Genomic DNA, 20,101 nt, shown 5'->3' on the forward strand with positions numbered 1-20,101 from the left:
AAACGGACAAGCTCCTTCCGATTCGATCCAGCTGATTAGGCCGCCGTCGGCACGTCTTCATCGCGGACCTCCGTAAAGCAGTCCGGCAACGTCGGTTTCGGCCAGGGGCGGTCCTTAGGCGGCCAGCGCAGAGCAAAGCGTGCGGCGAGCGTCTGGCATCCGCGCTACCCTTGGCGCTGGCCCGGAGACCTTGCACGGACATCCTTCAAAGCCGCATCGCCTCAAAAGTTTTAAGCCACAAAGTGTCTTGAGAAAGACGCAAATCCTAAGTTAAAAAACAGCTTATAGCGGACTTTTGAGGCTGAATATCGTACGGTCGACTATTTAAATCATGCAGAGCCTACTAACCTTCTCGTCGAGAAACTTGAGATCGGAGGGCGCGATCCTGCACATTTGCCACTAGCAACGGTCGTTTGGTTATTGACATATTTTCTCTGGAAGTAACCATCAATCAGCTGCGGCAGTGGTCGCATCACGCGCTTTAATCAGTCAAAGTTGTGGAAATTTAACATCAGGTGCGGATGCGAGGCCAATAAGGGGCCGGGCATGACATCGGTAGGAACGTTCAGAGTTTGCGAGCCGGGAAGGTTTCCGATCTGGGAAGCGTTCGCCGAGGCGATCGCCCTACCATCCGTGCTCGCCACGATGCTGCGCAGCCTGATCGAGGCATAGCCGGATGCCGTCTACGCGCAGCCTCTCGTTACCACGCGCTTTCTCGGCCGACGGACGACCTGTGTCTGCGATCCGCGCCACATGCACAGCCTGCTCGTCGATCACGCCGGGTCGCTGGAGCGGGAGCCGTTCATGCTCCGCGCCCTCGGCCCCGCCCTCGGGGTCGGGATCCTGACCGCCGATGGACACACTGGCGCGGGCAGCGCAGAACATCGGCCCCGATGTTTCGGCCCGATCGCGTGCGCGGCTTTGTGCCGGCCATCGCCGAGGCCGCGCGGGCCACGCGCGAGCGCTGGCTTGGGGGGCGGCCTGCCGGGAGCACGACATCCTGCCGGAGATGATGCGGACGACCTTCGACACCATCGTGGCCCCGATGGTGTCGGGGGACAGCGATCTGAAGGTGGAGCCCTTCGGGCGCGCGATCGACACGTATCGCGGGCAGACGAGCGGGAAGATCGCGCTCGCAATGCTGAACGGCCCCGACTGGGTGCCCCATCCCGGCGCCCGTGCCGGCGCCGTGGCGGTGCGCTATCTGCGCGGCGAGGTGGCCCGCACGGTGGCGCGCGCGGGGGGAGTCAGGCAATGACTGGCTCGGCCTGCTGCTGCAGGCGAAGGATCCGGAGACGGATCAGGCTCTATCGGACGACGGCCTCATCGACAATCTGCTGACGTTCGTTGCCGCCGGCCACGAGACCACAGCCCTCGCGCTCACGTGAACGTTGCGGATGCTGGCGGAGCATCCGGACGTCGAGCGACGGGTTCTGGAGGAAATCTCCGGCCTCGACACGGATCTGGCCGCCTCCCCAGAGGCCGTCGACCGGCTCGTCTACACGCGACAGGTCGTGCTCGAGGTGATGCGCCTGTACCCACCGGCACCGCTGATCGTTCGGCGGGCAACAGCTGACATTCGCCTGGGCGACCGGGTTGTGAAGGCCGGCGAGTCTGTTCACGTCCCGGTCTGCGCGGTTCACCGGCACGTGCTGCTGTGGGATCGGCCGCAGTTGCTCAATCCCGACCGCTTCGACCCGGAGGCCGCCGCGTCCCGCGACCGATACGCCTTCCTGCCCTTTGGGGCCGGTCCGCGCGTCTGTATCGGCATGGGCCTCGCGCTGACGGAATGCCTCGTGATCCTTGCCAGGCTCCTGCCGGCATTCCGCTTCGTGCCCGCGACGGTCGAGATGCCGACCGCACCGTTCCGCGTCACGCTCCGCCCGAAGGGCGGCATGCGCATGAAGATCGTCCCGCGATATGGGCTCTGAACGTCTCTCCGAATGACCGGACGTGATCGGGGCTCTCAACAAACCGACCGGCAAGGCCACCTCTCTCCTAGACAGCGTACGGCACATGGACGCGGTCGACGGCTTGCCAACCCGCTACCGCCTTCAAGTGCGCGCGGGTCTTCTCGACGAGACCTTGAAGCTCGTGAACTATTCGGCCGTGACGCACCTGATCATCGCCGAGGCGGTCACGTGGTTCTTCTGGAGCTCGGCATCGCACGTCTATCTCGTCGGTCTCCTCGCGGTGATCGCAGTCACGATCGGCGCGACGATCCATACACACTGGCTCTATCGCCCTGCCTGCGCGGAGGCGGTCTCGGAAAAAGGCGTCTCGCGGAGCTACAGGGTCGCCGGGCTGCTGGCGCTCGTCTTGGGACTGGCCTGGGCGACCATGCCCATCGTGCTGTTTGTCCGCCGTCAGCACACCTGAGACAGATTGAGGGCCTTCACGAACGGAGGATGTCTGGTTCATCGTAGCCCCCAGGAGCGAAGATGAACCAGACATCCGGGCCGGCGCGGAAGCCGGCCGAAGCCGTGATCAAGGACATCCGTCGCGCCACGCGCCGGCAATTCTCGGCCGAGGAGAAGATCCGCATCGTGTTGGAAGGCCTGCGCGGTGAGGACAGCATCGCCGAGCTGTGCCGACGCGAGGGTATCGCCAGCTCGATGGACTGCGGCTGGTCCAAGGCGTTTCTGGAGGCTGGCACGAAGCGCCTGGCCGGCGACAGGGCCCGTGCGGCCACCGCGGATGAGGTCAAGGAGCTGCGCCGCGAAGCAGGCGCGCTGAAGGAGGTCGTGGCCGATCTCGTGCTGAAGAACTGCCTGGTCAAAGAAAGCATGAGCGGGCTGTACAGATCTTTCTGTAGATGAATGATTTCCATGCTTTTTAAGCCCAAAAATGAAGTATTAATCTAAAAAATCTGTGCCTGGATAAGTTTTCTTCTAGACTTCGTTCGCGGAACGAGCATCCGTTCCTCACAGGAATCTAGCTCGTCTGCGCTTGAAAGCACAGGTTGAAAATTTATTGGTAAGCCAGTGGCCCGACTTTCATGCTTGGTATGCGCCGCGCCGGGCTGACCCACGTTTGCCGACGGCGACGCGTTGCGCCTCCATCGAAGCAACGGCACCGCCTAGGGCTCTCCGGCGACCGGCCGCGTCCATTGAGGCGCGGCCGGTCGCCGGCACGTTCAACCCTTGGCGATCAGGTCCTTGATGCGGGTAGCGAGCGTCTCCAGCACGAAGGGTTTCGTCAGCACCTGCATGCCCGGGTGCAGGTAGCCGTTCCCGAGCACGGCGTTCTCGGCGTAGCCGGTGATGAACAGTACCTTGAGGTCGGGCCGCCGCTCGCGGCCGGCATCCGCCATCTGGCGCCCGTTCATGCCCCCCGGCAGGCCGACGTCGGTCACGAGCAGGTCGATACGAACGTCCGACTGGAGCACCTTCAGCCCGGAGACGCTGTCGGCGGCCTCGATGGCGGTGTAGCCGAGATCCTCCAGCACCTCGGTGACCAGCATGCGCACCGAGGGTTCGTCGTCGACGATCAGCACCGTCTCGCCCTGGCCCGCTTGTTCCACCTCGGCGAGCCTGCGCGCGACCTCGTCCTCGTCCGCCTCTCCGTAGTGGCGCGGCAGGTACAGGCAGACCATCGTGCCCTCGCTGACCTCGGAGTAGATCCGGACCTGCCCGCCGGACTGCTTGGCGAAGCCGTAGACCATGGACAGGCCGAGGCCGGTGCCCTCGCCGGTGGGCTTGGTCGTGAAGAAGGGCTCGAACACCTTCTCGATGAGGTCCGGCGCCATTCCGGTGCCGGTGTCAGTCACGCAGACGCTCAGGTACTGGCCGGGGGCGAGATCGTGCAGGCGGCCGCCGGCCTCGTCGATCCATCGGTTGGCGGTCTTGATGGTGATACGGCCACCGTCCGGCATCGCGTCCCGCGCGTTGATGCACAGGTTGAGCAGCGCGTTCTCCAACTGGCCCGCATCGATCAGCGCCGGCCACAGCCCGGCAAGGCCGACGAACTCCAACTGGACGGCCGGACCCACGGTGCGCCGGATCAACTCCTCCATGTCCTTGACCAAGCGGTTCACGTTGGTCGGCTTGGGGTCGAGGGTCTGGCGGCGGGAGAAGGCGAGCAGGCGGTGGGTAAGCGCTGCGGCGCGCTTGGCCGCCCCTTGCGCAACCGTCATGTACCGGTCGAGGTCGCCCACGCGGCCTTGCGACATGCGGGTCTGCATCAATTCCAGCGACCCCGAGATGCCGGCGAGCAGGTTGTTGAAGTCATGCGCGAGGCCGCCGGTCAATTGGCCGACCGCTTCCATCTTCTGGGACTGCCTTAGGGCCTCCTCGGTCCTGGCCAGGACCTCGGCCTGCCGCTTGATCTCGCTCACGTCGCGCACGGACGAGTAAATGAGCCCGTCCCGCGGCACGGCGTTCCAGGACAGCCAGACGTAGCTGCCGTCCTTGCGGCGGTAGCGGTTCTCGAACGTGAGCTGGGCCTCCCCGCGCGACAGCCCACCCGCCGCCGCCATGGTCGACGCGACGTCGTCGGGGTGGACGAAGTCGAGGAACGGCCGCGCCTTCATCTCCGCGTCGGTCCACCCGAGGGTTTGCGACCAGGCCGGGTTGAGGCCGACGAAGTAGCCGTCGAGGTTGGCCACGCAGAGCAGGTCGGACGAAGCCTGCCAGATCTGGTCGCGCTCGGCGGTCCGGGCGGCGACCTGGCGGGCGAGGTCGGCCTCCGTCTGCACCCGGACGGTCACGTCCTGCACGAAGACGTGGAAGCCGTCGACGCGGCCGTCAGCGTCCCGGCGGGGCAGGTAGCGGATCTCGGCGACGCGGTGGCGGCCGTCGCGGTGCGGCCAGTCCGTCTCGAAGGTGACGGGCTCGCCCCTGAGCGCCCGGTCGATGAAGGGCCGCCGCACCGCGTAGGAGGCCGGGCCCAGGAGCTCGCGGACGTCGCGCCCGACGACCTCGCCCGGCGCGTCCGAGAACCAATCCCCGTAGGCATCGTTGGCGAAGCGGTAGATGTGGCCGGCGTCGATGAACGCGATCAGCACCGGCAGCGCGTCGGTGATCAGCCGTAGCTCGCGCGCGCTTTCCTCCGCCCGCAACTCGGCGTTCCTGCGCGCGGTGATGTCGCCGAAGAAGACCGCGACGCGGTGGTCGCGCGGGTCCCCGACCCGGTGCGCACGCACGTCGAACCACCGCCCGAACACGGCGGCATAATTCTCGAAATGGGCGGGCTCCCCGGTCAGGGCGACGTGGCCGTAGCGGTCGAACCAGTGCCGTTCGAGGTCGGGCGCGAACGTGCGGACCCACCGGCCGGCGAGGTCGGCGCCGGTCTGCCGGGTGAAGGCCGGGTTGGCCTCCTCGATCAGGTAGTCGACCGCCCGTCCCTCCGCGTCGAACCGCATCCGGATGATGCAGAACCCGACCTCGACCGTCTCGAACAGGGTCCGGTACCGCGTCTCGCTCTCCTGCAGCGCCTCCTCGGCCAGGCGGCGGTCGTCGATGTCCTCGACCACCCCGTACCACGCGACGATGCCGCCGGCCTCGTCGCGGCGGGGCTGCGCCCTGGCCCGCATCCAGCGGTACGTGCCGGTCGCCGCGATGTTGATGCGGTAGTCCACGTCCACCGGATCGCCCGAGGCCAGGCAACGGGAGAACACCGCGACAGTGTGCGGGACGTCGTCCGGATGCAGGGCCTTCATCCACCCCGCGCCGTCGGGCTCCCCTGGGGCCTGTCCCGTCAGTTCGAGCCAGCGGTTCGAGTACGAGGTGATGTTGCCGACAGGGTCGCAGGTCCACGGGACCTGGGGGTTGAGTTCGACCGTATGCCGGAAATGATCCTCGCTCTCGCGGAGCTTCGCCTCATTCTCCCTCAGCGCCTTCCCGGCCTCGTGCTCGGCCGTGCGGTCGCGGGCGATCTTGGTGAACCCGATATGCTCACCGACTTCATCGAGCAGCGGCATCATCTCGCCGGACGTCCAAAACCGGGGGCCGTCCTTGCGAACGTGCCAGCGCTCGTCGGAGGCCCGTCCTTCGTCCCGCGCCAGCCGCATTTCGGTCGCTGGCCGCCCTGCCGCACGGTCCTCGGGCGTGAAGACCCGGTCGACGGTATTCCCGCGCATCTCCTCGGCCGTCCAGCCGAAGATCCGCTCCGCGCCGGTGTTCCAGTCGGTGACGAGGCCGTCGCAGTCGGTAACCACGATGGCGAAATCCACGGCGCTGTCGAAGACGGCCCGCTGGCGCCGCTCGGTCGCGGCGAGCCGCCGCCCGGCGTCGCGGTACCGCGAGACGTCGACCTGGCTGCCGAAATGGTAGAGGACCCGCCCTTCCCGATCCAGGATCGGGCTGATGAAGAGCTCGTTGAGGAAGGGCGTGCCGTCCCGCCTGTAGTTCAGGATGTCGATGGCGGTGTCGCGCCTTTCCGCGAGGGCGTCGCGGATGCCCTGGACCTGTGCGGGGTCGGTGCCCGGCCCTTGCAGGAAGCGGCAGTTGCGACCCAGCAGTTCTTCGGCCCCGTAGCCCGAAAGCTCTTGAAACGCTCGGTTGGCGAAGACGATGGGATCGTCCGGCAGGTTCGGGTCGGTGAGGATCATCGGCAGGCGGGTCTTCTCGACCGCGGCGAACAGCCAGTCCCAACCCGCGGTCGTTGAGCGCGATTCCAGACCGACCGCCTTGCCTTCTGCCTCCGGCGGCCGCGACCGCAGGCGCATCACCTCCGCTTCGAGTTCCTCCCGCGACAACGCCTTGACGTCAAACTCGACCAAAACCAACGTCTCGCGATTGGCCGAGGTCAGGCCTCGACGTTGTGCATCCCGGGGGGCCAAAGCCATCGGAACTCGGCCGGTTCCGCCGCTGCGCGCTCACGTCCGTGCTTGGCCAGGGCCGCGGTGACCGCGGGCAGTCCCGTCAGGTGGTGAACTGGAACTCGGGAAGGCGGGTCCTGAATGCGCAGCGCAAACCCTGCGGCGCATGGTCCATGGCAGCGTTTCGCCGTCCTGGGCGGTCAGGCTGCCACCTCGTCCGCGCCCCTCTCCTGCATCGCGGCAAGGGGCGCTTCCAGCCGGCAGGTGAGCCCCGTCGGCGCGTAGGTCAGCCGGACGTCGCCGCCGACCTCGGCGGCGAAGCTGCGCTCGATCAGGCGGGAGCCGAACCCGCGCCGGGTTGGCTGCGCCAGGATCGGCGGGCCGCCCTGCTCCAACCAAGTGAGGGTGAACCGTGGCGCCCCGTCCTCGTGCACGACGTGCCAGCGCAGGTCGACCGTCCCGGCATCGTTCGAGAGTGCCCCGTACTTTGCCGCGTTGGTGGCGAGCTCGTGCAGGGCGAGCGCCAGCGCGAGGGCAGGCTTGGCCGCCAGGGGCACATTCGGGCCGCTGTCGCGGATGCGGGACGCCGTCCCGTCCCGGTGGACCGAGAGCGCGCCGTCAACGACCTCGGCGATGGGGGCCTGCGTCCAGCTCGACTGGGTCAGGATGTCGTGCGCCCGCCCGAGCGAGATCAAGCGCGCGGAAAAGGCCTCGCTCGCGGCTTCCACATCGGTGACGTTGCGGAACGTCTGGGCCGAGATGGCCTGCACCATCGCCAAGGTGTTCTTCACCCGGTGCTGCAGCTCGCCCGTGAGCAGGCGCTGATGCTCCTCAGCCCGCTTGCGCTCGCTGATGTCGAACATGGCACCGATCATCCTGACCGCGCGACCTTCCGCATCCCGAATGACGTTGCCCCTGTCCAGGATGTCGGCATAGGTGCCGTCGGCCCGGCGGAAGCGGTACTCGTCGCTCCAGGCCGTCCCGGTCCCGTCGATGACCGCATGGATCGAGCGGTCGATGCGGGCGCGGTCGTCGGGATGGATGTGGTCGATCCACCAGTCCCCGGTCGGCTCGACCGCGTCCGGGGCATGCCCGTGGGCAGTGTGGAGCGCCTCGTTCCACCGAACGTGGTTCGTTGCGAGATCCCAGTCCCAGATGGCGTCATTGGTGGCCCGTGCGGCCAGCCTGTAGCGTTCCTCGGTCTCGCGCAGGGCCTGCTCGGCGTGTCGGTTCTCGGTGACGTCGCGCGTCGTGCCGATGAACCGGACGGTGCGGCCATCCTCGAAGTAGGCCTGGCCTTTGGCTGCGACCCAGCGCTCTATGCCGTCCTGTAGGCCGATCACGCGGAACGTGATGTCGTAGGTGCCGGGCCCGGTCGGGTCGATGGCGGCCCGGACCGCCGCATCCACCCAGCCGCGGTCGTCCGGATTGAGGCCGGCCAGGAAGGTGTCGTAATCCACCGGCGCGTCCGGCGGCAGCCCGAACAGGGCGCGGGTGCGGGCGTCCCAGACCAGGCTGTCGGCGACGAGGTCGTAGTCGAAGATGCCGGTCCCGGTCGATTCGACGGCCAGGCGCAGTTGCTCGCGCGCCTGCCGCAGGTCGTCCTCGGCTTGGCGGCGGTCTTGGATGTCGCTGTCGCTGCCAAGCCAACCGACGACGCGCCCGGCTCCGTCGCGCATCGGCTCGGCCCGGATCAGGAACCAGCGGTATTCCCCGTCGTGCCGGCGCAGGCGGGCCTCGGTGTCGTACAGGGTCGCGCTGGTCCGGGCATGCTCCCAGGCCCGCAGCAGGCCGGGCAGGTCGTCCGGGTGGATGACGTCGCCCCAACCGAGCGGCAGCGCCTGCTCCGGGGTCTGCCCCGTGTAGGCGTACCAACGGTCGTTGAGGTAGCTGAGGCTGCCGTCCGGATTTCCTGTCCAGACGATGGCCGGCGCCAGTTCGGTCAGCGTCTGGAACCGCTCCTCGGCGACCTTGCGCTCATGGATGTCGATGGAGGTGCCGATCCAGCTCGTCAGCGTCCCGGCCCCGTCCCGGACGGGACGCGCCCGGGACAGAAACCAGCGGTATTGCCCGTCGGCCCGGCGCAGGGGGAACTCGACCTCGTAGGGCTGCTCGGACCGCGACGCGGCCAACCACGCCGCGCGGGTAGGCTCGCGGTGATCCGGATGGATCACCCCCATCCAGCTCGCCTCGCCGGTCTCACCCGCCGGCAGGCCGGTGAAGTCGTACCAGTAGGCGTTGCAGTAGGTGACCTCGCCCGCGGCGTTGCCGAACCAGACCACCTGCGGGCTGACCTCGACCAGGGACCGGTAGCGCAACTCGCTGGCTTCCAGCGCGGCGCCGACCTCGCGCTGGTCGGTGCGGTCGCGCAGGATCTTGAGGAAGCCGACCGTCTCGCCGTCCTCTGTCCGGAGCGGCATCATCTCGCCCGAAGCCCAGAACCGGCTGCCGTCCTTGCGCAGATGCCATCGCTCGGCCGGCGCGCTGCCGTGCTCCACTGCGAGCCGCATCTCCGTCCGGACCCGTCCGTCGGCCCGGTCCTCCGGGGTGAAGAACGCCTCGGCGCTACGGCCCAGCATCTCCGCCTCTGTCCAGCCCAGGATGCGTTCGGCGCCGGCGTTCCATCGGGTGACGTGACCCCGCGGGTCGGTGGCGACGATGGCGTAGTCCGTGGCGCTGTCGAGGATGCGCTCGTGGAGGAGGCGCTGGCCCGCATGCTCGCGCAGGGAGCGGCGCAACTCCATCTGCGCCATCGTCTGCCGGGCCAGCCGCATCAGGCCCTTGCGCTGGCGTTCGGTGAGCGCGTGCGGCCGGGTGTCGAGCACGCAGACCGTGCCGACAGGGCGTCCCTCGGGGGTCTTCAGCAGGGCGCCGGCGTAGAAGCGCAGGCCATGCCCGCCGTGGACCAGGGGATTGCCCTCGAACCTCGGGTCGAGGGTCGCGTCCGGGATGCAGAGGAAGTCGTCCTGCAACAGGGCCTGCCGGCAGAACGAGGTCTCCAGCGGCGTCTCCCGCACGCCGAGCCCGACCTCGGCCTTGAAGAACTGGCGCCCGCCGCCGACAAGGTTGACCACCGCGATGGGCGTCTCGCACAACTCGGCAGCAGCCTCGGCGATCTCGTCGAAATCCTGCTCCCGCGGGGTGTCGAGCAGGCGATAACGGTCCAGCGCCCGGAGGCGTTCGGTCTCGACGGCGGTCTCGCTGCTACGGTCCATCGGTTGTGCAAGCTTCGGGGAGCAAAGTGGTTTCACGGGGCGGGAGGTTCTTCCCGCGCATTACCGGCCGGCCGCCCCGCCGGGCATGGGCCTACCCGCGCCGGTCCGGGTCGCCTGTCGTGCCATGCCGGGTGTCAGCCCCCGATGGACCGCCCATCGTGCTCATGCGGATGCGGCAGGATGGCCGCGGAGCCGCGCAACTCCATCGCCCGGATGCGCCGGCTGCGTGCGAGAACCCACAAGGTCGGAACGTGCACGTCCATGGGCCTGGACGCCGCCAGGGTCGCCAGCGCATCGGCATGGGCCTCGCGCCCGATGGCCTCGTCCAGGATGCGGCGCCTCATGGCGTATATCCCGTCGCGCATCTCGCTCAGCCTGTCGTGAAGCCCAGGCTTCGCCGGGGACATCCCGCTGAGACCGCCGCCGGTCAATGAGGTGCCGCGTCGGCAGGCCCTGTCGTCGCCGCGCTATCCGGGGGGAGCGTACGACAGCCCCAGGACCGCAGGCTGGGATCGCGCGGCTCGAACCATCGCACCCAGTCCGGATCGACTCGCCCAGGGGTGGAACTCCCGGTCGATAAGGTGCATTGGACCCGCCGTGTCAGGCGCACGCGACACCGACGTTGCTGGCGTGCCCAGCTCCGCAGCTTCCCCAGGCTCGCACGTAGGGTGCCGGCTCAACCCGCGAGAAAGGTCGTACCCGTGCCGAACTCCCGGCAGCCGTTGCAGTCGAAGGCCGCCGCCAACACGCCCCTGGAAAGCCTGCGGCGCGGGAGCGGGCAGCTTTTCGAGACTGAGCGCCGTCTCAATGCGGTCCTGAACAACGCCTCCGTCTCCATATTCCTGATGGATGACCGCCAGCACTGCATCTACATGAACCGCGCCGCCGAAACGCTCACCGGCTGGACGCTCGCCGAGGTTCTGGCCCGCGACTGCCCGCTGCACGACATCGTCCACCACACCTACCCGGACGGTCGACCGTTCCCCCTGGAGGAATGCGCCATCGACCGCGCCTTCCCCGAGAACAACCAGGAGCGCGGCGAGGAGGTGTTCGTCCATCGGGACGGGCATTTCTTCCCGGTCGGCTTCACCGCCAGCCCGATCCGGGACGATGCCGCGAACATCATCGGGACGATCATCGAGGTGCGGGACATCAGCGAGGAGAAGGCGGCGGCCGAGCGCCAGCGCCTGCTGATCAACGAACTGAACCACCGGGTGAAGAACACCCTCGCCACCGTGCAGTCCATCGCCGCGCAGACTTTCCGCGGGCAGACGGAACAGGCGGTGCGCGCCGTGTTCGACGCCCGCATGGCCGCCCTGTCGAACGCCCACAACGTGCTGGTCGAGGACAACTGGGAGAGCGCCAGCCTGTTTCAGGTGATCGAGCGGGCCTTGGCCCCCCATCTTTTGGCGGAGGTCGACGTTAACCGCTTTCGGCTAGAAGGACCGGACGCGCGGTTGCACCCCAAGGTGGCGGTAACGTTAGCGATGGCGCTGCACGAGCTGATGACCAACGCCGCCAAGTACGGCGCCTTGTCGGTCCCGGAAGGTCAGGTCGCGGTAACGTGGTCCCTGCATGACGTGGACGAGGGACGCCAGCAGCTCGACCTGTCGTGGGAAGAGCGAGGCGGACCGGCCGTCGCCCCGCCGACCCGCAAGGGGTTCGGCTCCCGCCTGATCGAGCGGCAGCTGCCCATGGAATTTGATGGCGCCGCCGTGATCACCTATGCCCCAACCGGGGTCACCTGCCGGCTTGAGATCCCGCTGACCACTCTCGGGTGGGTCGGCCAGGAAGCCGTCGAGGGGCGGCGCGCGCCATGACGGTGCTGCTCGGACGCCGGGTCCTGCTGGTCGAGGACGAGAGCCTCGTCGCGATGCTGGCCGAGGACATGCTGCTCGACCTCGGCTGCGAGGTTGCCATCGCCATGCGGCTCAACAGGGCTATCGACCTGGTCCGGTCCGAGGCCTTCGACCTCGCCGTGCTCGACGTGAACCTCGGGGACGCACACAGCTACCCGGTCGCCGACCTGCTCTTCGAGCGCGGCACCCCGTTCCTGTTCGCGACAGGCTACGGACAGCAGGGACTTGAGGGAACCTACCGAGGCGTGCCGGTCCTGCAGAAGCCCTACCAAGCCGAGCCGCTGGAGCACCTGCTTGCCCGCCTGCTGACCGGTGGGATGCCCCTGCGTGAGGGTGGCACGGGCCTGCCGCCACCATGCCGGTGCCAGGACACGCAGGCCGGCGGCAACCGGTTTCGCGCCGATCAGGTCCTCTAGGCACCGCCAGCCGGATCCGCCCGTGAGGACTGCCCGGCCGTGCGCAATCCTACCGGAGTGTCGGGAACTCGCCCGGCTGTAGGTGCCGGTCGCCACCGTCCGGCTCCCCCGGCGAGACGTGGTCGTTCAGGCGATTCAGATGTTCAAAAACATGCTCGAAGGTGGCGGTGACCGCCTTCTCGAAACTGCCGTCGGCCTTGCCCTGGGCATCCCGCAACGCGCCCGGCAACTCGCGGTGCCCCTCGGTATCCGTGGACACGGCGTTCCTTTCGACGGGCCTGCCCCGGGGCCGATGGGAAGCCCCGGCCGACGACGGCGGTTCCTGGCATCGCGGTCGCCCGGCCGGCAGCGCCGACGCGGCCGCGACAGAGGCCCTGGACGGCGACAAGCCTTTCGGGAAGTCCCCCTTTCCCTCCAGTACCATCCCCCTCAAACTCCCTGAAGGGGATGCAGCCGCGAGGTTTCCGTTCCACCTTCCCGGACGGCCACGGAATCCGTCACCGCGAGCCCACGATGGGCCGGTGCGACCCTGGAGGGCGGGCGGCCAAGGGACCCCGCAGCTCGGGCTCCGACCGCGGGAACCTCCCCACCGCTCCACTATTGCCGCCTCGACATCCACGGAGCAGACGTATGGCAACGAGCAGCACCCAGCGCACTCACCAGACCCGCAACAACACCAATTCCAACGCCAAGAGAGTGTCCATCGAGGCGCTGAACGCACGGCTGGCCGACGGCATCGACCTCGCCTTGGCGATCAAGCAGGCCCATTGGAACCTCAAGGGGCCGCAATTCATCGGCATCCACCTTATGTTGGATGGTTTCCGCGCCGAGATCAGCGACCTGAACGACAAGGTGGCCGAGCGGGCGGTGCAACTCGGCGGCACGGCCCTGGGAACGGCGCAGGTCGTGGCGGGATCGACCAAGCTGCCCGCCTACCCGACAGGCATCTACGCCATCGCCGACCACGTCGCCGCGCTGATAGACAGCTACGCCGCCTACGCCAACGCCGTACGCGAGAACATCGACGAGACGGACGAGGCGGGCGACCCCGGCACGGCGGACCTGTTCACCGAGGTGTCCCGCGCCGTCGACAAGCAGCTCTGGTTCCTCGAGGCCCACGTCCAGGAGCCGACGGGCCCGATGCGGGACGGCGACGCCCGCAACTAAGGAAGGTCTGCCCCTCCGTACCCAACCGGACGGAGGGGCGCCGGAGGTGCCGTCGCCCCCAGATGTCAGGGCGACCAAGGTACCTCGAGCAGCCACGAGGTACATGTCCCCGCACGCATGAGCGTCGGTCCATAGTCGCGCCTCAGGCTGGGATGCTTTCCGCCGCGAGGGTATCCTCGGCGGCCACGCCGTTCTGCCCGTGCCGGAAGTCGCTCAGCGCCTGGTAGACCTGAAGGCGCGCCCGCATGACCGACCCGAGGGGTCGGTGCGCCGCGAGGCTGTGCGCCGGACGGAAGGTCATCACCTCGTCGAAGTAGCGCACACGCTTCGGCGAGCAGGCGTCCTGGCGCGTAAGGCGCATGGTGGCCACCGTGCGATAGGGGCTGACCGAGACCGGCCAATCGACCGAGGCATCCTCGATGGGCTGTTTCTCGGCATCAGCCCAGAGCTGCGCCTTCAGCTCGAACACCACATCGTTATCGCGGAAGAAGTCGACCGTCGCGTGCCGGAAGCCGTCCTCGTCCTGGTTTGGATCGAGCCGCCATTCGGAAAGCGTGCGCTGTGCTGCGGCCGCCGGCACCGCCCCGAGCTTGGCCACGTAGTCGCCAAAGCGCATGGGGGCCTGGCTGAAATAGCTGTCGGCCAGTGGATGGCTGAAGGGGTGGCCGAAGAAGTCGGCCATGGCGCTCTCAGTACCGAAGGCGTGCAGCACCTTGTTGAGGTTGCGCGCGGTCGAGGAGACGGCGCTCTTCACCCCCTCCGGCAGCCCCGTCGACTTGCCGATGACCGTGCCGTCGCGCAGAAATCCCGCCGCCGTGCCGGACGGGAAGGTCGTGCCGGTGGCGAGCACGAAGTCCTGGGTGTCGACTGCGTGCCCGGGCAGTTTCTCGCCCGGCACGTCGAAGACCTTGATGGACATGCCGCGGTGGGTGGACACCCGATCCCCCAGAGTTTCGCCCGGACCCTGGGCGAAGCGCACGGCCACCTTGTGCGTGCCGGGCCGGGCGAACAGCCCCTGCGCGAGCTCCGGCGGCAGGCCCTCGGGAATAATCAGGTCTCCCATCACGCAGGCGGAGCTCTTGGCGTGGCTGGCGCGCACCGCGTGGTGCTCGCGCTTCTCGACCATCTGCGACTGCTGGATCATGCCCTGGATGATGCCGTCGATGGTCCCCTGCTCGTCCGGAACGGGCCGCTCGATGTCGGGCGCGTAGCGCAGGTAGATCATGCTCGTCTCCGGGCGGTCCTGTCGGCGTCGTCGAAAGGCATCTCCCCGCAAGCGGCAGGGTTCCTGGTCGCTCAAGGGGACCGCCTCGATGGTTGGACGACATCGGACGCAGGCACCTGGGTCGCGGCCATGCGCGATGGGAACGTCCCTGATCCCAGCCCGAGGCTCCTTGTGCCCTCCGGCGGAAGCGGTTCGTCCCCGGACGGCAAAGCTGGTAGCGGCCGTATGTCGGCTCGGGCCGCCGCGGCAGGGCGTCTACCGCCGGCCCAACGGGAGCCGCACATGGATCCGCAGGCCGTCGGCGTCGAAGTCGATGTCGACTTCGGCCGAAACCTGCGCCGTGAGGATCTTGTTCAGGAGCCGGGTTCCGAACCCCTCCCGCGTCGGCAGCGTCGGCGGCGGACCGTCATGCTCGTTCCAGGTCCAGGCAAGCCACGGACCGGACGGGTCGTCCTCGATCCGCCACGTCACCACGACCATGCCGCCCGGGTGGCCGAGCGCCCCGTGACGCAGAGCGTTGGTGGTCAGCTCGTGCAGGGCCATGCTGACCGGCACCGCGAGGTCCGACGGCAGCTTGAGGCGGGGACCGTCCAGCGTGATCCGGCCGCCCTCGTCGTAGGCATCGAGCTCGGCCCGCAGCAGCCCCTCGAACGAGGCGACCTGGGCCTCGTCCTCGGTGATCAGTGCGTGGGTCCGGGCCAGAGACAGGATGCGGCCGCCGAAAGCCTTGGAGAACTCGGCCATCGTGACTGACGAGCGCATCGTCGCGTTCAGGACAGCCTGGACCGTGGCCAGCGTGTTCTTCACCCGATGGTGGAGCTCACGCACCATCAGCGCCTGGCGGTCCTCGAACGCGCGCCGGTCGGTGACGTCGCGCTGGGCCGAGACCCAGTTGGTGATGCGGCCGCCCGCATCCCGGACCGGGGTGATCAACCACTCGACCTGGTAGGTCGTGCCGTCCTTGCGGTAGTTGAGTGCCTCGCCCTGGAAGGCCTCGCCCGCTTTCAGGGCTGCGCGTGTCCTGTCCAAGGCCGCCCGGTCGGTGGCCGGACCCTGCAGGAAACGCGGGCTGCGCCCGACGACCTCGGCCGCATCGTAGCCTGACAGCTTGGTGAAGGCCGGATTGGCGTAGACGATGACCGGCCCGGGCTCGTCGAGGTCTGCGGTGGTGATGAGGATGGCCTCGCCGGTCGCCTCGACGGCGGCCCGTAGCAGCCTGAGGTCGATATCGCCCACCCGGTCATTCCCTGTACGCGACACTCTCAACGACTCCCTGGACGCATTTCCGGCTCAGGGCCTCATACAAGAGGCGCCGGGGACCGGGACGCCCGCATGGGATACAATCCGTCCGGGCGAGCTCGGTTGCCGCCGGCGAACCGCATACCCGATGTGCCGCGGATACCGGGCGCTTATGCCGGCGCCGGACGCGAAGCTGATCCATGGGATACGGTGCTACGCGAGCGCGTGCAGCCTGGCTTCGGCCTGTCAGTGATTCAGGCGACGCGCTAGCTATATACCTGCCAGCAAGCCTTGCTGTGCATTTTTGCCGGCCGTGCCTTCCTCACCACGGATAGGGTCGCCCTCTTGTCGCGTTTGTACGGCGTGCGGGCGCGCGCACGCTCTGCCGCCTGCCCTGTTGAGAGAACTGATTGCCTATGCCCGCTGACGCTGAACCGAAGGCCGCGCCCAAGGACAAGGCGAAGCTCGGTATCGCCGGCCTGGACGATGTGCTCGGAGGCGGCTTTACCCGCAACCGCCTGTATCTGCTGGAGGGCAACCCCGGCACCGGCAAGACCACAGTCGCGATGCAGTTCCTGCTCACCGGCGCGGCGGTCGGCGAGCGTGGCCTGTACATCAGCCTGTCCGAGACCCAGGAGGAGCTGCAGGAGACCGCCCGCTCGCACGGGTGGGACCTGCCCACCGGCCTAACGATCTACGAGCTGATCCCGCCCGAGAGCCTGCTCGATGCCGAGCAGGAGCAGAGCCTCCTGTACTCGTCGGACCTCGAACTCGGCGAGACGACCCGTGCGATTTTCGAGCAGGTCGATGCGGTCAAACCGTCCCTCGTCGTGCTCGACAGCCTCTCCGAGATCCGCCTCCTGGCCGGCGGCTCCCTGCGCTATCGCCGGCAGATCCTGGCGTTGAAGCACTATTTCGCCCGCCGGGGCGCCACCGTGCTGATGCTCGACGATCTCACCGCGGATGCGCTCGACAAGACCGTCCACAGCGTCGCCCACGCGGTGATCCGGCTGGAGGAACTGGCACCCGACTACGGCGCCGAGCGGCGACGGCTGCGGGTGGTGAAGTACCGCGGCCAACGCTTCCGTGGCGGCAACCACGACTTCTCCATCGATACCGGCGGTGTGCAGGTTTTTCCGCGTCTGATCGCCCTGGAGCACAGGACCAAATTCAGCCGGGACCGGCTCACGAGCGGCGTCGCGGAACTCGATGCCCTGCTCGGCGGCGGCATCGACAGCGGTTCGAGCACGCTCATCCTCGGGCCAGCCGGGACCGGCAAGTCGCTGTTGGCGATCCAGTACATCGTCGCCGCGGCTGCGCGTGGCGAGAAGGCGGCTCTGTTCGTCTTCGACGAGGAACTCGGCCTGATGCTGGAGCGCATGCGGGCGATGGGCTTCGACCTCGCCGCCCTGCGCGACCAGGGACTGCTGACGATCAACCAGATCGATGCCGCCGAGATGTCGCCGGGGGAGTTCGTCAACCTCGTGCGTCAACAGGTCGACGAGGCACAGGCCAAGACCGTGGTGATCGACAGCCTCAACGGTTACCAGGCCGCCATGCCCGACGAGACGGCGTTGATCCTGCACGTCCACGAGCTGCTGCAGTACCTCAATCGTCAGGGCGCGAGCACCTTCCTGACGGTCGCCCAGCACGGGCTGGTTGGCGACATGAAGAGCCCGGTCGACATTACCTATCTCGCCGACACCGTTGTGCTGCTGCGCTACTTCGAGGCGCTGGGGAAAGTTCGCCGCGCGATCTCGGTGATCAAGAAGCGTACAGGCGCACACGAGGATACGATCCGGGAGTTCCGCATCACCACCACCGGATTGCAGGTCGGCGAGCCGCTACAGGGGTTCCAGGGCATCCTGCGCGGCGTGCCGGAACTCGTGCCACGCGACGGTGACACGGGGCTGCTCGACGGCGACCGGTCGTGAGGTCGCCGCACGCCGCGTCATCCGAGCAGATCCTGATCCTGGCGCCGCACGGACGTGACGCGAAACTGGCCCAGGCGCTGCTCGCGGATGCCGACTTCACCGCGGTGGTCGTCCGCGACCTGCCCGAGTTGGTCGACGCTCTCGGTAAGACCGCTGGGGCGGTGCTGATCACAGAGGAGGCGGTACGGACCGCCGACCTCGCCGGGCTCAACCGTTGGATCGCCGGGCAGCCGGCGTGGTCGGACATGCCGTTCATCATGCTCACCCGGCAAGGCGGCGTGGACCGAAACCCGATTGCGACCCGGCTTTCGCGCATCCTCGGCAATGTCAGCTTCCTTGAGCGACCGTTCCATCCAACGACCCTGGTCAGTGTCGCGGCGACCGCCCTGCGGGGTCGCAGGCGGCAATACGAGGCACGGGCACGGCTCGAAGAGTTGGGCTCCCGCGAAGCCCAGTTGCGCGAACTGAACGCCACGCTTGAGAGCCGGGTCGCCGAGGCCATCGAGGAGCGGGCCATCGCCGAGGAGGCGCTGCGCCAGTCTCAGAAAATGGAGGTCGTCGGCCAGCTCACCGGCGGGGTGGCGCATGATTTCAACAACCTGCTGACCATCATCCGTTCGTCGGTGGACTTCCTGCGTCGCCCGGATCTCCCCGAGGTCCGCCGTCGACGGTACATGGACGCGGTCTCCGACACCGTGGATCGCGCGGCCAAGCTCACCGGCCAACTCCTGGCTTTCGCCCGCCGGCAGGCGCTGAAGCCGGAGACCTTCGAAGTCGGCGATTGCCTGCGCAGCGTCGCCGACATGGTCGATACCGTCACCGGGGCCCGCATCCACGTCGCCGTCGATCTGCCCGAAGGCACGTGCTTCATTCATTGCGACCGCAGCCAGTTCGAGACGGCGCTGGTCAACATGGCCGTCAATGCCCGCGATGCGATGGATGGCGAGGGCACCCTGACGCTGCGGTTGGCCTGCGGAGCGCCGATGCCGGCGATCCGCGGCCATGCCGGCTCGCGCGGTCATTTCGCTGCGGTATCCCTTGCCGACACTGGCACGGGCATCGCGGCCGAGCAGATCGACCGGATCTTCGAGCCGTTCTTCACGACCAAGGAGGTCGGCAAAGGAACGGGGTTGGGCCTGTCCCAGGTGTTCGGGTTCGCCAAGCAGTCCGGGGGCGACATCGACGTGGCGAGCGCGCCGGGGGCGGGGACCACCTTCACGCTCTACCTGCCCCAGGTGGCTGCGCCGGCTGAGCCCGCCGCCGAGCCGCAAGTCCTCGACGCATCGACGGACGGGGCCGGCCGACGCATCCTAGTGGTCGAGGACAACGTCGAGGTCGGCCGCTTCGCCACCCAGATCCTGCACGATCTCGGCTACGCGACGGAATGGGCTGCCAACGCCGAGGCGGCGTTGGACCGGCTCGGGGCGGACGGCGACGGATTCGATGCCATCTTCTCGGACGTGGTGATGCCAGGCATGGGCGGGATCGCGTTGGCGGAGGAGCTGCGCCGCCGCCTGCCGCACCTGCCGGTGGTGCTCACCTCCGGGTACAGTCACGTCCTTGCGGAGGAGGGGAGTCACGGCTTCGACTTGCTGCACAAGCCTTACTCCGCCGAGCAGCTTTCCCGCGTGCTGCGCCGGATCGGCAGTCGGTCACGCCTGAATGCGCCGGCCTCCCGTGACCGACACCCCCAAGCGCGTCTTACCTGATGCCGGCACTTACGGGACGTCTGCTCGCGTAAGTCGTACGTCCCCGCACACCACGAAGCTTTACCGTACGATAGCGATGCGAGCCGCCCGGACCGCCGCTGGCGCTTCATCGAAGCCACCATTCCGCATCCGGCCCGATTCAGACAATCGCAGGGCGTCCGCTTATTCAATTCTGCGCCCGAAAGCAGGCCGGCAGAAATCCACCCAACCCGGTCGTACAAGCAGCTACGAGGGCAGTCCGAAAGCGAACATAGGCTGGGGTGAAGTTCGACGATGCAAATTGACCCGTTGCGGATCTTCCGCCACGCTTAGTGCCTGTCGTCACCTGAACAGACTGGCGGGGTTTGTGTTTTCCTCTCTCCAAGACAGGAGGGATGATGCTGGGCGACGCGCAACGGTCTGAGCTGGAGCCGCTGGTCGAGGCGTGCCGGCCGAAGGCCAAGACGCCACCGCAGGATCTGCAACGCACGCTCTCGGCCCTCCTCTGGCGGCATCAGAACGGGGCCAAATGGCGGGCCATTCCGGAGGATCTGGGCCCTTGATGGCGGGCCGCACGGATCTTCATCCGCTGGTCCCG

General features: G+C 67.8%; 15 protein-coding genes and 1 pseudogene. 10 read left to right on the plus strand and 6 right to left on the minus strand.

Annotated elements, in window-relative coordinates:
• Window positions 1–853 precede the first annotated feature (853 nt).
• The 4 genes and pseudogenes from MKK88_RS11915 to MKK88_RS11930 all read left to right on the plus strand — a co-directional run.
• Window positions 854–1,258 (plus strand): cytochrome P450, encoded by a 405-nt coding sequence (locus tag MKK88_RS11915; RefSeq protein WP_243999898.1) that lies wholly within the window; start codon window positions 854–856, stop codon window positions 1,256–1,258.
• Between the two features lie 139 nt (window positions 1,259–1,397).
• Window positions 1,398–1,931, plus strand: a complete 534-nt coding sequence (locus MKK88_RS11920) for a cytochrome P450 (protein ID WP_243999900.1) — start codon at window positions 1,398–1,400, stop codon at window positions 1,929–1,931.
• A gap of 85 nt (window positions 1,932–2,016) precedes the next feature.
• Window positions 2,017–2,379 (plus strand): hypothetical protein, encoded by a 363-nt coding sequence (locus tag MKK88_RS11925; RefSeq protein WP_243999902.1) that lies wholly within the window; start codon window positions 2,017–2,019, stop codon window positions 2,377–2,379.
• A gap of 62 nt (window positions 2,380–2,441) precedes the next feature.
• Window positions 2,442–2,783, plus strand: a pseudogene (locus MKK88_RS11930) (transposase); the annotation flags it as partial.
• A gap of 353 nt (window positions 2,784–3,136) precedes the next feature.
• Here the strand turns inward: MKK88_RS11930 and MKK88_RS11935 are convergent.
• From MKK88_RS11935 to MKK88_RS11945, 3 genes are all read right to left on the minus strand, one after another.
• Window positions 3,137–6,787, minus strand: a complete 3,651-nt coding sequence (locus MKK88_RS11935; protein ID WP_313902313.1) for a PAS domain S-box protein — start codon at window positions 6,785–6,787, stop codon at window positions 3,137–3,139.
• Window positions 6,788–6,960: 173 nt separating this feature from the next.
• A complete protein-coding gene (locus tag MKK88_RS11940) occupies window positions 6,961–9,975 on the minus strand; it encodes a PAS domain S-box protein (protein ID WP_243999903.1) in 3,015 nt (1,004 codons plus the stop codon).
• A 134-nt stretch (window positions 9,976–10,109) separates the two neighbouring features.
• Window positions 10,110–10,319: a hypothetical protein gene (locus tag MKK88_RS11945; protein ID WP_243999905.1), complete on the minus strand. Its 210-nt coding sequence runs from the start codon at window positions 10,317–10,319 to the stop codon at window positions 10,110–10,112.
• 357 nt (window positions 10,320–10,676) lie between these two features.
• Between MKK88_RS11945 and MKK88_RS11950 the strand changes: the two genes are divergently transcribed.
• A complete protein-coding gene (locus MKK88_RS11950; protein WP_243999907.1) occupies window positions 10,677–11,795 on the plus strand; it encodes a sensor histidine kinase in 1,119 nt (372 codons plus the stop codon).
• Complete coding sequence (locus MKK88_RS11955) at window positions 11,792–12,250, plus strand: response regulator (RefSeq protein ID WP_243999909.1); 459 nt, start codon at window positions 11,792–11,794, stop codon at window positions 12,248–12,250. Before MKK88_RS11950 ends, MKK88_RS11955 begins: the two co-directional genes overlap by 4 nt.
• A 49-nt stretch (window positions 12,251–12,299) precedes the next feature.
• Here the strand turns inward: MKK88_RS11955 and MKK88_RS11960 are convergent, their stop codons facing one another.
• Entirely contained in the window at window positions 12,300–12,509 is a 210-nt protein-coding gene (locus MKK88_RS11960; protein WP_243999911.1) for a hypothetical protein, read from the minus strand.
• A gap of 371 nt (window positions 12,510–12,880) precedes the next feature.
• Between MKK88_RS11960 and dps the strand changes: the two genes are divergently transcribed.
• Entirely contained in the window at window positions 12,881–13,417 is a 537-nt protein-coding gene (gene dps, locus MKK88_RS11965; protein ID WP_243999913.1) for a DNA starvation/stationary phase protection protein Dps, read from the plus strand.
• Window positions 13,418–13,559: 142 nt separating this feature from the next.
• On the opposite strand, the gene MKK88_RS11970 is transcribed toward dps, so the two are convergent.
• Both MKK88_RS11970 and MKK88_RS11975 read right to left on the minus strand, forming a co-directional pair.
• Complete coding sequence (locus tag MKK88_RS11970; protein ID WP_243999914.1) at window positions 13,560–14,642, minus strand: catalase family protein; 1,083 nt, start codon at window positions 14,640–14,642, stop codon at window positions 13,560–13,562.
• Window positions 14,643–14,897: 255 nt separating this feature from the next.
• Entirely contained in the window at window positions 14,898–15,878 is a 981-nt protein-coding gene (locus MKK88_RS11975) for an HWE histidine kinase domain-containing protein (protein WP_243999916.1), read from the minus strand.
• Between the two features lie 419 nt (window positions 15,879–16,297).
• On the opposite strand from MKK88_RS11975, the gene MKK88_RS11980 reads away from it, so the two are divergent.
• From MKK88_RS11980 to MKK88_RS34255, 3 genes are all read left to right on the plus strand, one after another.
• A complete protein-coding gene (locus tag MKK88_RS11980) occupies window positions 16,298–17,815 on the plus strand; it encodes an ATPase domain-containing protein (protein WP_243999918.1) in 1,518 nt (505 codons plus the stop codon).
• Window positions 17,812–19,524 carry an ATP-binding protein gene (locus tag MKK88_RS11985; RefSeq protein ID WP_243999920.1) on the plus strand — a complete coding sequence of 571 codons (1,713 nt, stop codon included), beginning with the start codon at window positions 17,812–17,814 and terminating at the stop codon, window positions 19,522–19,524. The genes MKK88_RS11980 and MKK88_RS11985 overlap by 4 nt, the downstream gene beginning before the upstream one ends.
• 377 nt (window positions 19,525–19,901) lie before the next feature.
• Complete coding sequence (locus tag MKK88_RS34255) at window positions 19,902–20,066, plus strand: transposase (RefSeq protein ID WP_409566647.1); 165 nt, start codon at window positions 19,902–19,904, stop codon at window positions 20,064–20,066.
• The last annotated feature ends 35 nt before the right edge of the window (window positions 20,067–20,101 follow it).

It is taken from the genome of Methylobacterium sp. E-005, assembly GCF_022829725.1.
Taxonomy (GTDB): Bacteria; Pseudomonadota; Alphaproteobacteria; order Rhizobiales; family Beijerinckiaceae; genus Methylobacterium.